Origin of the sequence: Rhizobium etli 8C-3 (assembly GCF_001908375.1) — a bacterium.
Classification (GTDB): domain Bacteria; phylum Pseudomonadota; class Alphaproteobacteria; order Rhizobiales; family Rhizobiaceae; genus Rhizobium; species Rhizobium etli_B.
The window spans coordinates 4,120,159-4,136,212 of record NZ_CP017241.1; the positions used below are offsets into that span (position 1 = coordinate 4,120,159).

Sequence of the window (16,054 nt, forward strand, 5' to 3'; positions counted from 1 at the left end):
CTTCCACCTGAACGAAAGGAGCAAGTCTCATGAATCGCCGTACAATCGCCGCTCTTGCCATCGCTTTTTCCACCGGCGTTATCGCCTATGCGGCCCAGGCTGCCGAGGTGAAGAACATCGTCATCGTCCACGGCGCGCTCGCCGACGGTTCTGGCTGGCGCAAGGCAACCGAAATTCTCGAAAGACGCGGCTTCAATGTCACAATAGTCCAGGAGCCGATCACCTCGCTTGCAGACGATGTCGCCGCGACCAACCGCGTTCTTGACCTTCAGGAAGGACCGAGCCTGCTCGTCGGTCACAGCTACAGCGGCATGGTCATCACCGAAGCAGGAAACAGACCGGACGTCGCCGGACTCGTTTATGTTGCTGCGTTCCAGCCGAAGAAGGGCGAAAGTCTCCTCGACCTCGCCGGATCTAAGCCGCCAGCTGGCAACGGCATCAAGCAAACGAAGGACGGCAAGTACCTCTACCTCGAGCCCTCCGCCTTCGCGAATGACTTCGCTGCCGATCTGCCAAGGGAAGACGCGGCGTTTCTGGCTAAAAGCCAGGTGTTCGCCTCCAAGGATGCCTTCGCCGCCAAGGTTGGCGAGCCGGCATGGAAATCGAAGAAGAGCTGGTCGATCGTTGCCACGCAGGATCGCTCGATCAACCCTGATCTCGAACGTAATATGGCACGGCGCGCCGGCAGTCAGATCACCGAGATCGCAGCAAGCCATGCCGTTTTCGCTTCGCAGCCGGAGAAGGTCGCCGATGTGATCGAGGAAGCTGCTCGTCAGTCTGCGGAATAGGATTTCGCATCGATACAAGGATGTTCAGCCGCTCCGAAAACGGAGCGGCTGAAGTGCATTCAGGATACGCCAGGCTCGAACCATCGATCGATCCCAGAACACAGGCAAGACCCGCCCGCAAAATCTGCCCGCCTTCGGCGTGCCAACGGGCCGCAAAGGTGCGTAGGCGATCTTTCATGGCAATCGACAATGTCAAAGCTCGACGACGATATATTCGTCAAAACATATCCCTAGCCAATGCTGCTGATATCGATATATTCCTTTGAATATTTCGAAGGAGAATCGAAGATATGCATCGTCGCCGGCATTGGATGAAACGGGTGGTCGCGATCATGGCCTGGATTGGCGCTGCAGGGCTGGTGCCGCAGCCCGCAGGCGCGTCAGACCGAATTGCCGTCTTTGCGGCAGCGAGCCTCAAGAATGCCCTTGACGCCGCAAATGCAGCCTGGGCCAGGGAAAGCGGCAAGGAAGCCGTCGCTTCCTATGCAGCGAGCTCCGCACTCGCCAGGCAGATCGAAAGTGGCGCACCAGCCGATATCTTCATCTCCGCTGATCTCGACTGGATGGACTACATCGCCGGAAAAGGCCTGATCCGGAAGGACACCCGCGCTGACTTGCTTGGCAACCGCATCGTGCTGGTAACCGCCAGCGATAAGGCAAAGCAGGTCGATATCAAGCCCGGTTTCGATCTTTCCGGGCTTCTGGGTGATGGCAGGCTTGCGATGGGAGAAGTGAAATCCGTCCCCGCCGGCAAATACGGCAGGGCCGCACTCGAAAAGCTCGGCGTGTGGGCATCGGTCGAGCCGAAGATTGCCGGTGCGCAAAGCGTGCGTGCCGCTCTTGCGCTCGTCTCGCGCGGCGAAGCACCATATGGGATTGTCTATCAGACAGATGCAGCGGCAGATAAAGGCGTCGCAATCGTCGGCATGTTTCCAGCCGATTCGCATCCGCCGATCATTTACCCTGTCGCGGTGCTTGCCGCCAGCAAGAACCCTGACGCCGTTGCCTATCTGAAGTTTCTGAAGTCGGCTATCGCCACTCCCTTCTTTACCGCTCAGGGCTTTACGATCATGAAGTGAGTGGAGATTTCATCCTGCAGCTTCGAACCGGTTTTTTGGAGACACCCAATTTGGACTTTGGCCTGAGCAATGACGAATGGACGGCAATCTTGCTCAGCCTGCGGGTTTCCGTTGTCGCCATGTTGGCGAGCCTGCCGCTCGGCATTGCGGTTGCGCTGCTTCTTGCCCGCGGCCGCTTCCATGGCAAGGCTGTTGTCAATGGCATAGTGCATCTGCCGCTGATCCTTCCGCCCGTCGTCACCGGCTTCATTCTTCTGATCCTCTTCGGCCGCAGGGGACCGATCGGCAGCTTCCTGGACCAGCACTTCGGGATCGTCTTTTCCTTCCGTTGGACGGGCGCAGCTCTCGCCTGTGCGGTCATGGGGTTCCCGCTGATGGTCCGGAGTATCAGGCTTTCGATTGAAGCGATCGATCGCAGGATAGAAGAAGCGGCAGGCACCCTTGGAGCGAGTCCGTTATGGGTTTTCCTCACCGTCACACTGCCGCTGACGGCCCCTGGAATCGTCGTCGGCATGATCCTGTCCTTTGCCAAGGCCATGGGCGAATTTGGAGCAACCATCACCTTCGTATCGAACATCCCAGGTGAGACGCAGACGCTGTCGTCCGCCATCTACACATTCACGCAGGTTCCAGGCGGTGACGCCGGCGCTATGCGCCTTACGCTGGTTGCTATCGTCATCTCCATGGCAGCGCTGCTGACGTCTGAATTCATGGCGAATCTCGCGGGCCGGAGGATGGACCCGGAATGACGCTCACCATCGAAACCAGACACCGTTTCGGCGCATTCACCCTTGATGCAGCGTTTACCTCCGAAGTCGGCGTGACGGCCCTCTTCGGCCGGTCCGGTTCGGGCAAGACCTCGATGATCCGCATCATTGCCGGCCTCGTCCGGCCGGATGAAGGCCGGGTTCTCCTTGACGGTACGCCATTGACCGACACGGCCAAAGGCATCTTCGTTCCCCGCCATCGCCGCCGCTTCGGTTATGTCTTCCAGGACGGCAGGCTCTTCCCCCACTTGAGCGTTCGAAAGAATCTCTCTTATGGAAGCTGGTTTGCACCGAAGGTTTCCCAAACCGGCAACTTTGACCATATCGTCGATCTACTCGGCATCGAAAGCCTGCTCAATCGAAGTCCTTCCAACCTCTCAGGTGGAGAAAAGCAACGGGTGGCGATCGGCCGCGCGCTGCTTTCCTCTCCGCGTCTTCTGCTCATGGACGAACCGCTCGCAGCTCTTGATGAGGCCCGCAAAGCAGAGATCCTGCCCTATCTCGAACGTCTGCGTGACGAGACGCAGATTCCGATCGTCTACGTCAGCCATTCCATCTTGGAGGTGGCACGCCTGGCCAATCAGGTGGTCGTGATGCGTGATGGCAAGGTTGAGGCGTCAGGCCGCGCGACCGATGTCCTGAGCCGTCCTTCGGCGGCCGAAGACCGGCGCGAAGCAGGTGCCCTTCTGGAAGGCGCAGTCGAAAGCTTCGATGAGAAACATCGCCTTGCGACGCTCGCGTTGAAGGCGTCCCGCCTTTACGTGCCCGGTGCCGCGGTGCCGCCGGGCAAGCGCGTTCGCGTCCACATCCCTTCTCGCGATGTCATGCTGGCGACCGTCAGGCCGGAAGGTTTGAGCGCGTTGAATATTATCGAAGGCATCATTCGGCAGATAACGCCTGCGGAAGACGGAACGGTCGAGGTGAAGATCGACTGCGGAGGCGATATCATCCTGTCACGCATCACGGCACTGTCCGTCGAGAGGCTCGATCTGGTGCCGAACAAACCCGTCTTCGCCGTCATCAAGACAGTCGCACTGCAGCCTTGACTATCTCCTCACCGCCTCGGCCTGACTGCGGTTGCCTTCCAGCCAGGCAAGATCACCCGCAAGCGCTGTTCGCATGGCGTCTTCCATATGCCGGAATCGCGACAAAAGCTCCTCTCCGAATGGCGTCAGCGCCGCACCGCCACCCCTCTGGCCACCGCGCTGGGATTCGACGACCGGCGCCTTGAACATGCGGTTCATGTCGCTGACGAGCAACCAGGCGCGCCGGTAGGACATGTCCATCGCCCTGCCGGCTGCCGAGATCGAGCCAGTTTCGCGGATGTGCTCCAAAAGTTCCATCTTGCCACGGCCCAGGCGATCCTCGTGCGGAAAGCTGATACGCAGGATGGGAACGAGTTGATGTCTGGCGGTACTGTCCATTCGGTTCTGCAGTTACAAGAAATTGAAGCCACTTTACGCTTGGCCGTTGGCGCTGTACACAGCCGCCTTGCTGCCGGTAACGACATAAATCTTGAACGCGAATTCAAGTCTTCGCGAAATGATAACCGGCTCGTGTCTTGAAAGATTAACGGTTTGATGCCTATCTTAACCAGGATTTGGTTCGCCCAAATCAGTGATGCGCATGTTCTGTTATTGCAGGAAAGGAAAAGCACTGACAACAGTACACGCCAAGGGAAGAACGCTCGCCGTTATCCCGAAGAGCCTGGAACGTGGCGCCGATGCTGCCGCCCGCGCTCTGCAAGCTGTCCTCACGAGCCTTGAGGACTCCAAAGCTGAAGATATCGTCACCATCGACATTGCCGGAAAATCTGCGCTGGGGGACTATATGGTCGTCGTCTCCGGCCGATCGAACCGCCATGTCCTGGCGATCGCGGATCATCTGCTTACCGACTTGAAAGACGAGGGCTTTGGCGCAGCCCGCGTTGAGGGCAAGGACGGCGGTGATTGGGTCTTGATCGACACCGGCGATATCATCGTGCACGTTTTCCGCCCCGAGATCCGCGAGTTCTACAACATCGAAAAGATGTGGGCAGCGCCGGATATGGACGAAGAAACGCGGCACTGACCGGCGGCCGGCTTGTCCGGTCCTGAGACGCGGCAGTAACCAGGCCGGAAATACGAGAACCCGGCCCAAAGCCGGTATTGTGCCCTTGCGGCGCATGACAGGAGCGGATGAATGCGGGTTGGTCTTTTTGCGGTGGGACGGCTGAAATCCGGCCCCGAGAAGGATCTTGCGGCCCGTTATTTCGACCGTTTTGCCAAGGCCGGTCCTGCGATCGGTCTTGAGTTCTCCCGCGTTGCCGAGGTTGCGGAAAGTCGCGCCTCCAATGCAGAAACGCGCAAGCGCGAAGAGGCGGCCCTGCTTCAAAAGACGCTGGCTGAGGGCAGCATTCTCATTCTTCTCGACGAGCGCGGCAAGACGTTGGACAGCGAAGCGTTTGCCAAAGTCCTCTCCAGCTATCGCGACCAGGGAAAACGGGATCTGATGATTGCCATCGGCGGAGCCGATGGCCTTGACCCGGCGCTTTACGAGCGTGCCGACATGACCTTATGCCTCGGCAAGATGACCTGGCCGCATCAGTTGGTGAGGACGCTCATTGCCGAACAGCTCTACCGTGCGGTCACAATTTTATCCGGTCACCCCTATCACCGCGTCTGATCAGTCACGCAGCCGTGCTTTGCCAACCGTGTCCTTCTGCGCCAATCTTTCTGGCAAATGACGCCAAATCGGCATAGTCTGCGCGCGATTTGAAAGTTAGCTCTGAACCCCGCATGAAAACTGCCCGCAAGCGAAAGCGACTGATCCTGCCCGCATTCGCGGCTGGCCTCGGCGCGACAGTCATTTTCGCCCAGTTTGATGTTGGGAAAGATGGGGCGTTCGCCCAGAATGCAGTGGTTCCAGCACCTGCGGCCGGGACGTCTGAACAGGTCGATCCGGCATTGCCGGACCCGGCTGCCGAGCTCAGAAAAAAACGTGACGAGACCCGCACCGAGCTCGAGACCTTGTCAAAGTCGATCAATCTTTCGTCAGATAAGGTGATGGCGCTGCAAAAAAGCATCGCCGATCTGGACAAAAGCAGCACGAACATCCGCCAGGCGCTGATCGATTCCGCCGCGCGGCGCAAGACGCTTGAAAGACAGATCCTCGAAAGCGAAAAGAGACTTGCCGACCTTGGCATCAAGGAAGACGTTATCCGCCGCTCGCTTCATGAGCGGCGAGGATTGCTTGCCGAAGTGCTCGCCGCCCTTCAACGCATGGGCCGAAATCCGCCGCCCGCGCTGCTTGTGACGCCGGATGATGCGCTTGCCTCGGTGCGTAGCGCCATCCTGCTGGGCGCCGTCGTGCCGGGCATGCGCAAGGAGACCGATAAGCTTGCAGCAGATCTGGGCAACCTGGCGGCCCTTCAGGCTGAAAGCGTGATGGAAAAGACAAATCTCACCGCCACCATGACGAATGGTATCGAGGAGGAGCGGCGCATGGACCTGCTGCTTTCCGAAAACGACAAGCTAAGCCGCAGCAACGCTGCCGATCTGGAAGCAGAAAAGAAGCGCTCTGAAGAATTGGCAGGCAAAGCGACAACGCTCGAAGGCCTCGTGGCTTCGATGGAATCCGAGATTGCCTCCGTGCGCCAGGCCGCTGAAGCAGCAAGGCGCGAAGAAGAGAACCGGAAGCTTCTCACGGACGAGCAGCGGGCACAGGCCAGGGCACTTGCCGATAGCGGTGTGCCCGATAAAAACCGTATTGCGCCCGCATATCCGTTCGGAGAATTGAAGGCAAAATTGGAGCTGCCCGTGGCGGGCGATATTCTGCGCCAGTTCGGCGACGCCGACGGCACTGGGCACGAGGCCATGGGAATGACGCTGGCCACCAATCCGGATACGGTGGTGACTGCGCCGGCGGATGGACTGGTGGTATTTGCCGGCGCCTTCCGCAGCTACGGCCAGATGATCATCCTCGATGCAGGCGAGGGCTATCACTTGGTCCTCTCCGGAATGGACATAATCAGCACGCGCCAAGGAAAATTCGTTTTCGCAGGCGAACCGCTTGCGGTGATGGGTGCAAAAAGAGTCGCGAGCGCAACAGCATTGGCGCTGGAAACCAACCGGCCAACGCTTTACATTGAATTTCGAAAAGACGGAAAACCGGTCGATTCCCGGCCGTGGTGGTCCGCCAAAGACACTGGAAAGGCACGCAATGATTCGTAGGGCTTCTCTTGTTCTGGTCGGCGCATTGATGGGTGCGACCGCCATGAGCGTCATTTATGCGGCGGGAGTGCCGGCCGAAGCGGCCGGGGCATCTACCTACAAGGAACTCTCCGTGTTCGGGGACGTCTTCGAGCGCGTCCGCGCCCAGTACGTCACGCCGCCGGCAGAAGACAAACTGATCGAAAATGCCATCAACGGCATGCTTTCATCCCTCGATCCGCATTCGAGCTATATGAACGCCAAGGATGCCGAGGATATGAGCACCCAGACGAAGGGTGAATTCGGTGGTCTCGGCATTGAAGTCACGATGGAAGACGAACTCGTCAAGGTGATCACGCCGATTGACGATACGCCGGCGGCCAAGGCAGGCGTTCTTGCCGGCGATTTTATTTCCGAGATCGACGGCCAGTCGGTCCGCGGACTGAAGCTCGAAGAAGCTGTCGAAAAGATGCGCGGCGCCGTCAACACTCCGATCAAGCTCACACTCATCCGCAAGGGCGCCGATAAGCCGATCGAGTTGACGATCGTTCGCGACATCGTCGCGGTACAGGCCGTCAAGTCCCGCGTCGAGGATGATGTCGGCTATCTCCGGGTCATCTCCTTCACCGAAAAGACCTACCCGGATCTCGAAAAGGCGATCGCCAAGATCAAGGCGGCGGTTCCGGCCGACAAGCTCAAGGGTTACGTGCTCGACCTGCGCCTCAATCCCGGCGGCCTGCTCGATCAGGCGATCAAGGTTTCTGACGCTCTGCTGCAGCGCGGCGAGGTGGTCTCGACCCGTGGCCGCAATCCCGACGAAACCCGTCGCTTCAATGCCGGCCCGGGCGATCTCACGGATGGCAAGCCGGTGATCGTGCTCGTCAACGGCGGCTCGGCTTCCGCTTCGGAAATCGTGGCCGGCGCCCTGCAGGATCTACGCCGCGCGACCGTTCTCGGCACGAGGTCCTTTGGCAAGGGTTCCGTCCAGACGATCATTCCGCTTGGCGAAAACGGCGCACTGCGGTTGACGACCGCGCTCTACTACACGCCGTCGGGCCGCTCGATTCAAGGCACCGGCATCACGCCGGACATCAAGGTCGAAGAGCCTCTGCCGGACGATCTGAAGGACAAGATGGCAACCGAAGGCGAATCCAGCCTGCGCGGCCATATCAAGGGTCAGAGCGAGACCGATGAAGGCTCAGGTTCCGTCGCCTATGTCCCCCCGGATCCGAAGGACGACGTTCAGTTGAACTATGCGTTCGACTTGCTTCGCGGCAAGAAGACCGACCCGGCCTTCCCCCCGAATCCGGACAAGGCGGTTTCCGCGAAGTGAACATCTTGGGTCATCAGGCCGGATTTTGATCCGGCCTGATTTTTTGCTGTTTCCCGGTTTTGGAGCGGGCGAGGAAATTGGGAACGGATTTGCATGCACCACTGGGCCAGAACCGCAAGGCTGGCAAGCGGCCGAATATCCTGCGGATCGGCCGGATTGCCGCCAGCCTCTGCCTGATCACGATCGGCGGCTTTTCTCTCTACACGATGCTCAGTGACGATGGCCTTCAGCCGACAAGGCCGCCTCTGGCCGATCAAGCGGCCTCACCACCGACGGATACCGTCCAGCCCGCCCCCACGCAGAGCCAGACGGCAAATGGGATGTCGCGCTCCGATCCGCATTCCGGTGCGAATATCGAGCGGATGGTGACCGGAGACGGCTCGGTCGTGACCAAATACAGCCCGCGGCCACGCGACGACAAGGGTCCAGCTCTGGTGGACGCCATGCAGGTCGGCCAGGATCCGCGCATGGCAGCGATGCCCAATGAGAGCCTTCTGGAGGACAGCCCGTTTGGCCGCCTACCCGTCATCGGACCGGATGGCCGTCGCCCGATGGATCAGTATGCGCGTCCGTGGTCCGGCGCCCGCGGCACCCGCGTTGCGATCGTGGTGAGCGGTCTCGGCCTCAGCCAGACGGGTACGCAGCGCGCCATCAAGGAGCTTCCTGAGGAAGTCACCCTCGCATTCGCCGCCAGCGGCAATAGCCTGCAGCGTTGGATGCAGGAAGCGCGACGCAGCGGCCATGAAATCCTCCTGCAAGTTCCACTGGAGCCCTTCGATTATCCGGCAAACGACCCCGGCCCCGGGACGCTGCTTACCTCGAAGTCACCAGCAGAAAATATCGAAAACCTGCATCGCGCGATGGCCGAAATCACCAACTATACGGGCATCATGAACTATCTGGGAGGACGCTTCCTCTCCAATCCCGATGCCATGGAGCCGGTGATGCGCGACATCGGCAAGCGGGGCTTGTTGTTTCTCGACGACGGTTCCTCCGCGCAATCGAAGACGGACGCTGTGGCGAAGGGAACGGAGCTTGCCCATGCTTTCGCCGATCTGCAGCTCGATGGTCAGGTCGATGTGAACGCCATCCTGCATAGGCTTGACGAGCTCGAACGCATTGCCAAGCGCAACGGCCAGGCAATTGGCGTTGCAGCGGCTTTCGACGAGAGTATCGAGGCAATATCCAAATGGAGCGAAGAGGCAGGAATGCGCGGCATTGAGATCGTCGGTGTTGCTGCCCTTGCTGCGGATGCTAAAAATCCTTGAGGAGCACCCCCGTGAACCAGGCGACAATCAAAGCCGAAGACCTTCCCTACCGGCCCTGCGTCGGCGTGATGATCCTTAACCGCGACGGGCTTGTATGGGCAGGCCGGCGTGTCCCGGTCGGCAATTCCGAATATGATGGCACACCACAACTGTGGCAAATGCCGCAAGGTGGTATCGACAAGGGCGAGGATCCGCTCGAAGCGGCATACCGCGAACTCTACGAGGAAACCGGTATCAGAACGGTGACCTTGCTCGCGGAGGCGAGCGATTGGATCAACTATGATCTGCCGCCGCAGCTGATCGGCATCGGGCTCAAGGGAAGGTTTCGCGGCCAGACGCAACGCTGGTTCGCCTTCCGCTTCGAAGGCGACGAAAGCGAAATCAGGATCAACCCGCCGCCGGGAGGCCACGAGCCAGAGTTTGACGCCTGGGAGTGGAAATCCATGCACGAGCTACCTGGGTTGATCGTGCCTTTCAAACGGGCTGTCTACGACCGGGTCGTATCGGAATTCAGCCATTTGGCCGACCTGCGAGCGGCGGGCTGACGGCGGCAGCGGTCTCCCGGCCTCAGAACCAATTTTCCGATTTCCGAGCAAGCGAAGACGCCAGGGCTTGTACGAGGATGGTTTTGGACCTCCCAGTTCAACCTCGGTAATTTGAAGAAAGCGGGATTGTCGCCGGCAAGCCTTGCAACGGCATGCCTTTGCCGCTTCCCTTTTCCCATCCTGTTCAACATAGAAAATTTCAATGCGATGAAGGCTCTGCAGTGGATCAAGGCTGGGCGGCTGCAGTAGACGCGGCCACTTTCCAGGACACCGGGTTGTCGTAAAGTCTCGAGCCGGAGAGCAGCTGAGAGCGAAGCCAACCCTGTTCAAAATTGCCTTCGCAGCCACTATACTGTCTGCCTTGGACGGGAGAGAATTTCATGCGTCCATTAGCCCAGTGCCAAACGCTATTGGCCGCGGTTCTGGCGGGCACGGCCGCCGTGGTTTCGACATCTGCGTGCGCGCAGGATCGCCTCGCCGAGCGTGCAGCGATGATCGAAACAATCAATTTGCACGCCCGCTCAGCGCCGTCAGCCGTCGAGGGCCAGGGCATTGACCCGGTGGTGCTGAAGACGATGGGGAAAGTGCCGCGCCACTCCTTCGTGCCCGAGGAGCTGCGCGGGGCGGCCTATCGAGATCGACCGCTGCCGATCGGATACGGTCAGACGATCTCGCAACCCTTCATCGTCGCGCTGATGACCGACCTGATCAACGTCGGCCCTGGTGACGTCGTCCTGGAAATCGGCACTGGATCGGGCTATCAGGCAGCCGTCCTGTCGCCGCTCGCAGCAAAGGTCTACTCGATCGAGATCATACCGAAACTGGGCGAACGGGCAGCCTCCCTGCTTGCGCAGCTTCACTTCGACAATGTCGAGGTGAAGGTAGGCGACGGTTACTATGGCTGGCCAGCACACGCGCCATTCGACGGAATCGTGGTCACTGCCGCTGCCAGCCACATCCCCCCGCCGCTGGTAGAACAGCTCGCAAGGGGCGGGCGGATGGTCGTCCCCGTCGGGGGTCCTTTCGCGACCCAGTTTCTGATGCTGGTCGAGAAGCGCGTGGACGGAAGCATTACGACCCGGCAGCTGCTGCCGGTGAGCTTCGTACCGCTGAGGGGAGGTCAGGCCCGATGAGAATGGGTCGCCTGGTGCCGGTCGGTCTTATATCGGCGGCGACCCTTGCCCACGAGGTGCTACTGATGCGGTTCTACTCGATCATTCAGTGGCATCATTTCGCCTATATGATCATCAGCATCGCGCTCCTTGGCTTCGGCGCGAGCGGCACGTTGCTTGCGCTCGCCCGCCGCCCCCTGGTTAAACGCTATCCCGAAGCGTTCGCAGCATCGGCGGCCCTGTTCGGCATTACTGCGGTTGCCAGCGTCGCTACCGCCGAACGGCTCCCGTTCAATGCCCTCGAAATTGTCTGGAATCCGGGGCAGCTCGGCTGGCTCGCGGCCAGCTATGCTCTCCTGGTCCTGCCGTTCTTTTTCGGTGCTAGCTGTATCGGCCTTGCCTTCATCCGCCACCCTGGCCAGATTGGACGCGTCTATTCCTTCGACCTGGTCGGCGCAGGGGTCGGTGCGCTGGGCACCGTCGGGCTCTTGTTTATCGTCCCTCCTCCTGTGGCGCTGTGCTTCGTGGCAGCGCTGGGATTCGCCGCAGCTGCCCTCGCCGCGACGGGCATGGCTCGGCATCGGTGGCCCGCCGTGGGCGGCTTGGGACTTGCAGTCCTGGTCATCGGCGTGTGGCTGCCACCGTCCTGGGCGGCCCCTGGCCCGCACATGTCGCAGTACAAGGGCCTGCGCATGGCCCTCGAAGTGCCGAACGCACGAGTGGTCGAGGAACGATCAAGCCCCTTGGGACTGCTGACGGTCGTCGAGAGCCCGACCGTGCCCATCCGCTACGCGCCGGGCCTCAGCCTCGCCAACACCCAAGAGCCGCCCGCCCAACTCGCCGTCTTCACCGATGGCGACAGTATTACGGCGATCACCGCCTTTAGCGGCGATCCGGCGACGGTCGCTTATCTCGACCGGACGACGGCCGCGCTCCCGTACCGCATCCTTAAGCGGCCGCGAGTCCTGATCCTTGGTGCCGGCGGCGGCGAACAGGTGCTGCTCGCGCTGCGCGCCGGAGCCGACATCGTGGATGCCGTTGAGCTCAACCCGCAGATGATCGATCTTGCTCGCAATCGTTTCGCTGACTTCGCCGGCCGCATCTTTAGCCGCCCGAATGTGCATCTGCATTTAGGCGAGGCGCGCGCCTTCGCCGCGGCCACTGGCGAGCGTTACGACCTGATCCAGATGCCGCTCCTTGACTCATTCAGCGCCTCCGCGGCCGGCGTACAGACCATGCATGAGAACTATACCTATACACTGGAGGCGCTGCGGGATTATCTCGCGGTGCTGAGACCGGGTGGTATCATCGCCATCACGCGATGGCTGCGGGTGCCGCCACGTGACATTCTCAAGTTGTTTGCCACCGCTACGGCAGCGCTTGAAGCTGACGGCGTGACCGAGGCCGGCCAGCAGCTTGCGCTGATCCGCAGCTGGAATACCGCAACACTCCTCGTCGCCAAGTCGGCGTTCACCGGCGAAGACGTCGAAGCCATCCGCAGCTTCGCGTCCGATAATTTCTTTGACATTTCCTGGGCGCCTGGCATCTCGTCGACGCAAGTGAACCAGTACAACCAGCTCGACCGGGAATATCTTTACGAGGGAGCCCTGGCTCTCCTCGGCCCAGAGCGGACCGACTTCATCGAGCGCTACAAGTTCGATATTGCACCCGCCACTGACGATCGCCCTTATTTCTTCGACTTCTTCCGCTGGCGCGCCCTGCCCGAGCTCCTGACGCTGCGCACCCAAGGTGGGGCTGCGATGCTCGATTGGGGTTACCTGATCCTGGCGACGACGCTCGTCCAGGCCACGATCCTCAGCGTGGTCCTGATTCTGCTGCCGCTCTGGCTTGGCCGGCAAGCACTCGCAAGAGGAGTACCTCGGCTGCGCTTCGGGCTCTATTTCCTTGCCTTGGGCCTGGCCTTCCTCTTCATCGAGATTGCCTTCATCCAGCGCTTCGTGCTGTTCCTCGGCCATCCGCTTTACGCTGTCGCCGTCGTGCTTGCGGGATTCCTTGCCTTTGCGGGTCTCGGCAGCGCCGTAGCCGCACGCTGGATGGCGCTGGCCGGAGGCGGATCAGCGGTGCGCGGCATTGCACTCGCCGTCGTTGTGATCGCATGCCTTTGTGCCACCTACCTGCTTGCGCTGCCTTCGGTATTTGAACGGCTACTGGCGCTGACGGATGCCGCAAAGATTTCGATCGCACTCCTGATGATAGCGCCGCTTGCCGTCTTCATGGGCATGCCCTTTCCCCTTGGCCTTAGTCACGTTGGCACCTGCTCGCAGGCGTTCGTTCCCTGGGCATGGGGGATCAATGGCTGTGCGTCGGTGTTGAGCGCGATCCTCGCCGTCCTGATTGCCATGCATATCGGGTTCACTGGCGTCGTTGTGATCGGCACTATCCTTTATCTTGTCGCCCCGGCCCTGCTCGCCGGGGCGGGGGACCGGTACGATCAGAAGACGCCGCCTGGCCTTGTTCCGGATCGAAATCGTGCGCCAGCTGGACCAATGCCAAAAAACCCGATCCGGCTGGCGAGTGGGCCGATCGAATCCGGGAGGGGATGATGTCCTTAGCCCTCGTCGCACATTGCGACTGGAGCATCGATCGGCAGAAACGCTGGAAGTGCGTCGCTGTTTGCGACGGTAGCCGTTGGATAATCTCGGCGCCGGAGCCCGTCAGTGATACGGCGACATTGCTGCCCCGGCTACGGCAGCGTGCCAAAATCGATGGTGCGACGCTTGTAGGCTTCGACTTTCCGATTGGACTGCCAGAAGCCTATGGCAGGGCGATCGGTCTTTCTTCTTTCCGCGAGGCATTGCAGACCTTCGGCACGGGTTCCTTTGCCGAGTGGTACATGGTCGCCGAGCATCGCAGCCAGATCTCGCTGCACCGGCCATTCTATCCAATGCGTCCGGGCGGCACGCAACGCCAGCATCTTTTCGACGCGCTGGGAGTCGCGACAGGCGCCGATCTTCTCCGGCATTGCGAGCGTGCCACTGGCGAGCGGGGAAATGCCTGCATGATCTTCTGGACGTTGGGGGGCAATCAGGTCGGCAAGGCGGCGATAACCGGTTGGCGAGAAATCATCGTCCCCAACCTTGATGAGATCGCCCTGTGGCCCTTCGACGGTGGGATCGATGTCCTGGCGCATCCTGGCGCCACCATCGTCGCCGAGACCTATCCCGGCGACGTCTACGGCCAGATCGGCATCTCCCCTCGACCCCTCTGGAGCAAACGGCGGCAATCGGGGCGCCGATCCATCAGCCACCATCTCACGCGTTGGCTGGATGCGCGCCCGCAGGTCGACGGGACGGCGATACTCGACGCCATCTCCGACGGATTTGGATCAGACAGGGCCGGCGAGGACCGTTTCGACGCGACGGTCGGCCTGTTCGGTATGCTCGATGTGGTCGATGGCTATCGTAGCGACGGCGCATCGGATGATCGGGTTATTGGTCAGTGGGAAGGTTGGATCCTCGGCCAGGCAGGCGCAAGGAGCGAGGGTTTTTGACGATGTGGACGGCACCCTTGAGAAAATGCCGTTGTTCGCACGCGGCGACGGTCATTTTGCCGCAATCCCAGCCACGGTCGCAAGGACCAACCTCAATGCTTGAACGGCCTTGAACCGTCGATTGAACCCGACGCGCCGTTATCAGCGGATCGACCGACGACGGGAAGTTTCAAGCGCCAGCGTCAGAGCAAGGAAGATCATTCGCTTTGGCGGACGGGGCAGGCGCGATGGAAAGAGCACCGTGCCGGCAAATTTGGAGAAAACCTGGATCGAAGATCCCGATCTTCGCTCCAACATCATCGAGCGTCACCGGCACCCACAATGGAAATAGCCGACCTCTTGCGTGCATAAGGTCATCGATGGCGCAAGGACCGGCACGTCCAGGAAAGAAGGATTTGAGAGAAATTGACCGGAATGACCTGGGGACCTGGGTGCAGCGCTCGCTCGAACACGATCCCATCCTGCCGCAACACCCGCCCTCGACTTGAAAAGCCAACCGGCTGCACTTTTTGCGGCCGGCTGGCTTTTGAAGGTTACTCACTCGGCGTCGTTGGCCGAGTCCGCGTTCAGCTGGCCATACTTGGATTCGCCGATCTTCTCGAGGAGGTCGAGCTGCGTTTCGAGGAAGTCGATATGCCCTTCCTCATCGGCAAGGAGCTCCTCGAATAGCTTCATGGAGACATAGTCACCGGCGTCATGACAGATGTCGCGCGACTTCTTGTAAGCCGTGCGGGCATCATACTCGCCGGCAAGATCGGCTTCCAGAACCTCCTTGACGTTCTGGCCGATGCGCAAGGGCGCAAGCGTCTGCAGGTTCGGATGCCCCTCAAGGAATATGATGCGCGCGACAAGGCGGTCGGCATGGTGCATCTCTTCAATGGATTCGGCGCGCTCCTTTTTGGCGAGCTTGGTATAACCCCAGTCTTCCAACAGCCGGTAGTGAACCCAGTATTGATTGACTGCGCCGAGTTCGAGGAACAGTGCCTCGTTAAGCCGCTCGATGACCTTTTTGTCGCCTTTCAATGTCCGCTCTCCTGTTTTCTTCATGGAATTGTTTCAGGCGGGACATGAAATCAAATATCTCGTCGTCCGTCGAGTCGCGGCGGGCATGATATTCTTCAGTCGTCCGGATGATGATATCGACGACGTTGGGGAAACAGCCGCAGCAACGGCCGCGCTTTTCCATGGCATGATAGACCTTCGCAGGCACGATAAGCTGCCAACAGTCTTCATCGAGAAGGTCGTTGATGACCTCCCGGATTTCCTGGTCGGTTATATAGTTGCAGCTGCAGACGAGCACGTCTTCATTCCAAACATGACACTGACTATCGTGTTTTCTGCTAAAGAAGATGGTGGCTGTCAAGAAAAAAATCGAGGTGGAAGGCGCAGCGGACGATAGTGACCGTTGGTTTGGAGACCTTCCGCGCAATGCATTTTGATCCTCAGCGCGATCTGGCCCAG

16 protein-coding genes are annotated in these 16,054 nt (G+C 60.1%); 13 read left to right on the forward strand and 3 right to left on the reverse strand.

The window, feature by feature from the left end; all coding sequences use genetic code 11:
* Window positions 1-29: 29 nt before the first annotated feature.
* From AM571_RS20285 to modC, 4 genes are all read left to right on the forward strand, one after another.
* Entirely contained in the window at window positions 30-788 is a 759-nt protein-coding gene (locus AM571_RS20285) for an alpha/beta fold hydrolase (protein WP_074062942.1), read from the forward strand.
* Window positions 789-1,078: 290 nt separating this feature from the next.
* A complete protein-coding gene (modA, locus tag AM571_RS20290) occupies window positions 1,079-1,867 on the forward strand; it encodes a molybdate ABC transporter substrate-binding protein (RefSeq protein ID WP_074062943.1) in 789 nt (262 codons plus the stop codon).
* A 50-nt stretch (window positions 1,868-1,917) separates the two neighbouring features.
* Window positions 1,918-2,616: a molybdate ABC transporter permease subunit gene (gene modB / locus AM571_RS20295; protein WP_074062944.1), complete on the forward strand. Its 699-nt coding sequence runs from the start codon at window positions 1,918-1,920 to the stop codon at window positions 2,614-2,616.
* Window positions 2,613-3,680, forward strand: a complete 1,068-nt coding sequence (modC, locus tag AM571_RS20300; RefSeq protein WP_074062945.1) for a molybdenum ABC transporter ATP-binding protein — start codon at window positions 2,613-2,615, stop codon at window positions 3,678-3,680. Before modB ends, modC begins: the two co-directional genes overlap by 4 nt.
* Here modC and AM571_RS20305 read toward each other — a convergent pair whose 3' ends face one another.
* Window positions 3,681-4,058, reverse strand: coding sequence for a winged helix-turn-helix domain-containing protein (locus tag AM571_RS20305; protein WP_074062946.1), 378 nt, complete (start codon window positions 4,056-4,058; stop codon window positions 3,681-3,683). It lies immediately after the preceding gene.
* Between the two features lie 202 nt (window positions 4,059-4,260).
* On the opposite strand from AM571_RS20305, the gene rsfS reads away from it, so the two are divergent.
* From rsfS to AM571_RS20350, 9 genes are all read left to right on the forward strand, one after another.
* Window positions 4,261-4,704: a ribosome silencing factor gene (rsfS, locus tag AM571_RS20310; protein ID WP_074063386.1), complete on the forward strand. Its 444-nt coding sequence runs from the start codon at window positions 4,261-4,263 to the stop codon at window positions 4,702-4,704.
* A gap of 111 nt (window positions 4,705-4,815) precedes the next feature.
* Window positions 4,816-5,298, forward strand: a complete 483-nt coding sequence (gene rlmH / locus AM571_RS20315; protein WP_074062947.1) for a 23S rRNA (pseudouridine(1915)-N(3))-methyltransferase RlmH — start codon at window positions 4,816-4,818, stop codon at window positions 5,296-5,298.
* 113 nt (window positions 5,299-5,411) lie between these two features.
* On the forward strand, window positions 5,412-6,845 hold the full coding sequence (locus AM571_RS20320; RefSeq protein ID WP_074062948.1) for a murein hydrolase activator EnvC family protein: 1,434 nt from the start codon (window positions 5,412-5,414) through the stop codon (window positions 6,843-6,845).
* Window positions 6,835-8,157, forward strand: a complete 1,323-nt coding sequence (locus AM571_RS20325; RefSeq protein ID WP_074062949.1) for a S41 family peptidase — start codon at window positions 6,835-6,837, stop codon at window positions 8,155-8,157. Before AM571_RS20320 ends, AM571_RS20325 begins: the two co-directional genes overlap by 11 nt.
* A gap of 77 nt (window positions 8,158-8,234) precedes the next feature.
* Window positions 8,235-9,425, forward strand: a complete 1,191-nt coding sequence (locus AM571_RS20330) for a divergent polysaccharide deacetylase family protein (RefSeq protein ID WP_074062950.1) — start codon at window positions 8,235-8,237, stop codon at window positions 9,423-9,425.
* Window positions 9,426-9,436: 11 nt separating this feature from the next.
* Window positions 9,437-9,970, forward strand: coding sequence for an RNA pyrophosphohydrolase (locus tag AM571_RS20335; RefSeq protein WP_074062951.1), 534 nt, complete (start codon window positions 9,437-9,439; stop codon window positions 9,968-9,970).
* Window positions 9,971-10,350: 380 nt separating this feature from the next.
* The gene (locus AM571_RS20340) at window positions 10,351-11,103 is read left to right on the forward strand and encodes a protein-L-isoaspartate(D-aspartate) O-methyltransferase (protein ID WP_074062952.1); all 753 of its coding nucleotides are present in this window, start codon (window positions 10,351-10,353) and stop codon (window positions 11,101-11,103) included.
* On the forward strand, window positions 11,100-13,646 hold the full coding sequence (locus AM571_RS20345) for an SAM-dependent methyltransferase (RefSeq protein ID WP_155774472.1): 2,547 nt from the start codon (window positions 11,100-11,102) through the stop codon (window positions 13,644-13,646). Before AM571_RS20340 ends, AM571_RS20345 begins: the two co-directional genes overlap by 4 nt.
* Window positions 13,646-14,593: a DUF429 domain-containing protein gene (locus tag AM571_RS20350; RefSeq protein WP_074062953.1), complete on the forward strand. Its 948-nt coding sequence runs from the start codon at window positions 13,646-13,648 to the stop codon at window positions 14,591-14,593. The genes AM571_RS20345 and AM571_RS20350 overlap by 1 nt, the downstream gene beginning before the upstream one ends.
* A gap of 537 nt (window positions 14,594-15,130) precedes the next feature.
* Here AM571_RS20350 and bfr read toward each other — a convergent pair.
* Both bfr and AM571_RS37490 read right to left on the reverse strand, forming a co-directional pair.
* Entirely contained in the window at window positions 15,131-15,616 is a 486-nt protein-coding gene (gene bfr, locus AM571_RS20355) for a bacterioferritin (protein WP_074062954.1), read from the reverse strand.
* Window positions 15,582-15,956, reverse strand: coding sequence for a (2Fe-2S)-binding protein (locus AM571_RS37490; protein ID WP_074063387.1), 375 nt, complete (start codon window positions 15,954-15,956; stop codon window positions 15,582-15,584). Before AM571_RS37490 ends, bfr begins: the two co-directional genes overlap by 35 nt.
* Window positions 15,957-16,054 lie beyond the last annotated feature (98 nt).

Coding starts and splice junctions, on each gene's coding strand:
- rsfS (WP_074063386.1), top strand. CDS start 4,261: ATGTTCTGTTATTGCAGGAAAGGAAAAGCACTGACAACAGTACACGCC.
- AM571_RS20285 (WP_074062942.1), top strand. CDS start 30: ATGAATCGCCGTACAATCGCCGCTCTTGCCATCGCTTTTTCCACCGGC.
- AM571_RS20305 (WP_074062946.1), bottom strand. CDS start 4,058: ATGGACAGTACCGCCAGACATCAACTCGTTCCCATCCTGCGTATCAGC.
- modC (WP_074062945.1), top strand. CDS start 2,613: ATGACGCTCACCATCGAAACCAGACACCGTTTCGGCGCATTCACCCTT.
- AM571_RS20340 (WP_074062952.1), top strand. CDS start 10,351: ATGCGTCCATTAGCCCAGTGCCAAACGCTATTGGCCGCGGTTCTGGCG.
- modA (WP_074062943.1), top strand. CDS start 1,079: ATGCATCGTCGCCGGCATTGGATGAAACGGGTGGTCGCGATCATGGCC.
- AM571_RS20320 (WP_074062948.1), top strand. CDS start 5,412: ATGAAAACTGCCCGCAAGCGAAAGCGACTGATCCTGCCCGCATTCGCG.
- AM571_RS20345 (WP_155774472.1), top strand. CDS start 11,100: ATGAGAATGGGTCGCCTGGTGCCGGTCGGTCTTATATCGGCGGCGACC.
- AM571_RS20350 (WP_074062953.1), top strand. CDS start 13,646: ATGTCCTTAGCCCTCGTCGCACATTGCGACTGGAGCATCGATCGGCAG.
- AM571_RS20325 (WP_074062949.1), top strand. CDS start 6,835: ATGATTCGTAGGGCTTCTCTTGTTCTGGTCGGCGCATTGATGGGTGCG.
- rlmH (WP_074062947.1), top strand. CDS start 4,816: ATGCGGGTTGGTCTTTTTGCGGTGGGACGGCTGAAATCCGGCCCCGAG.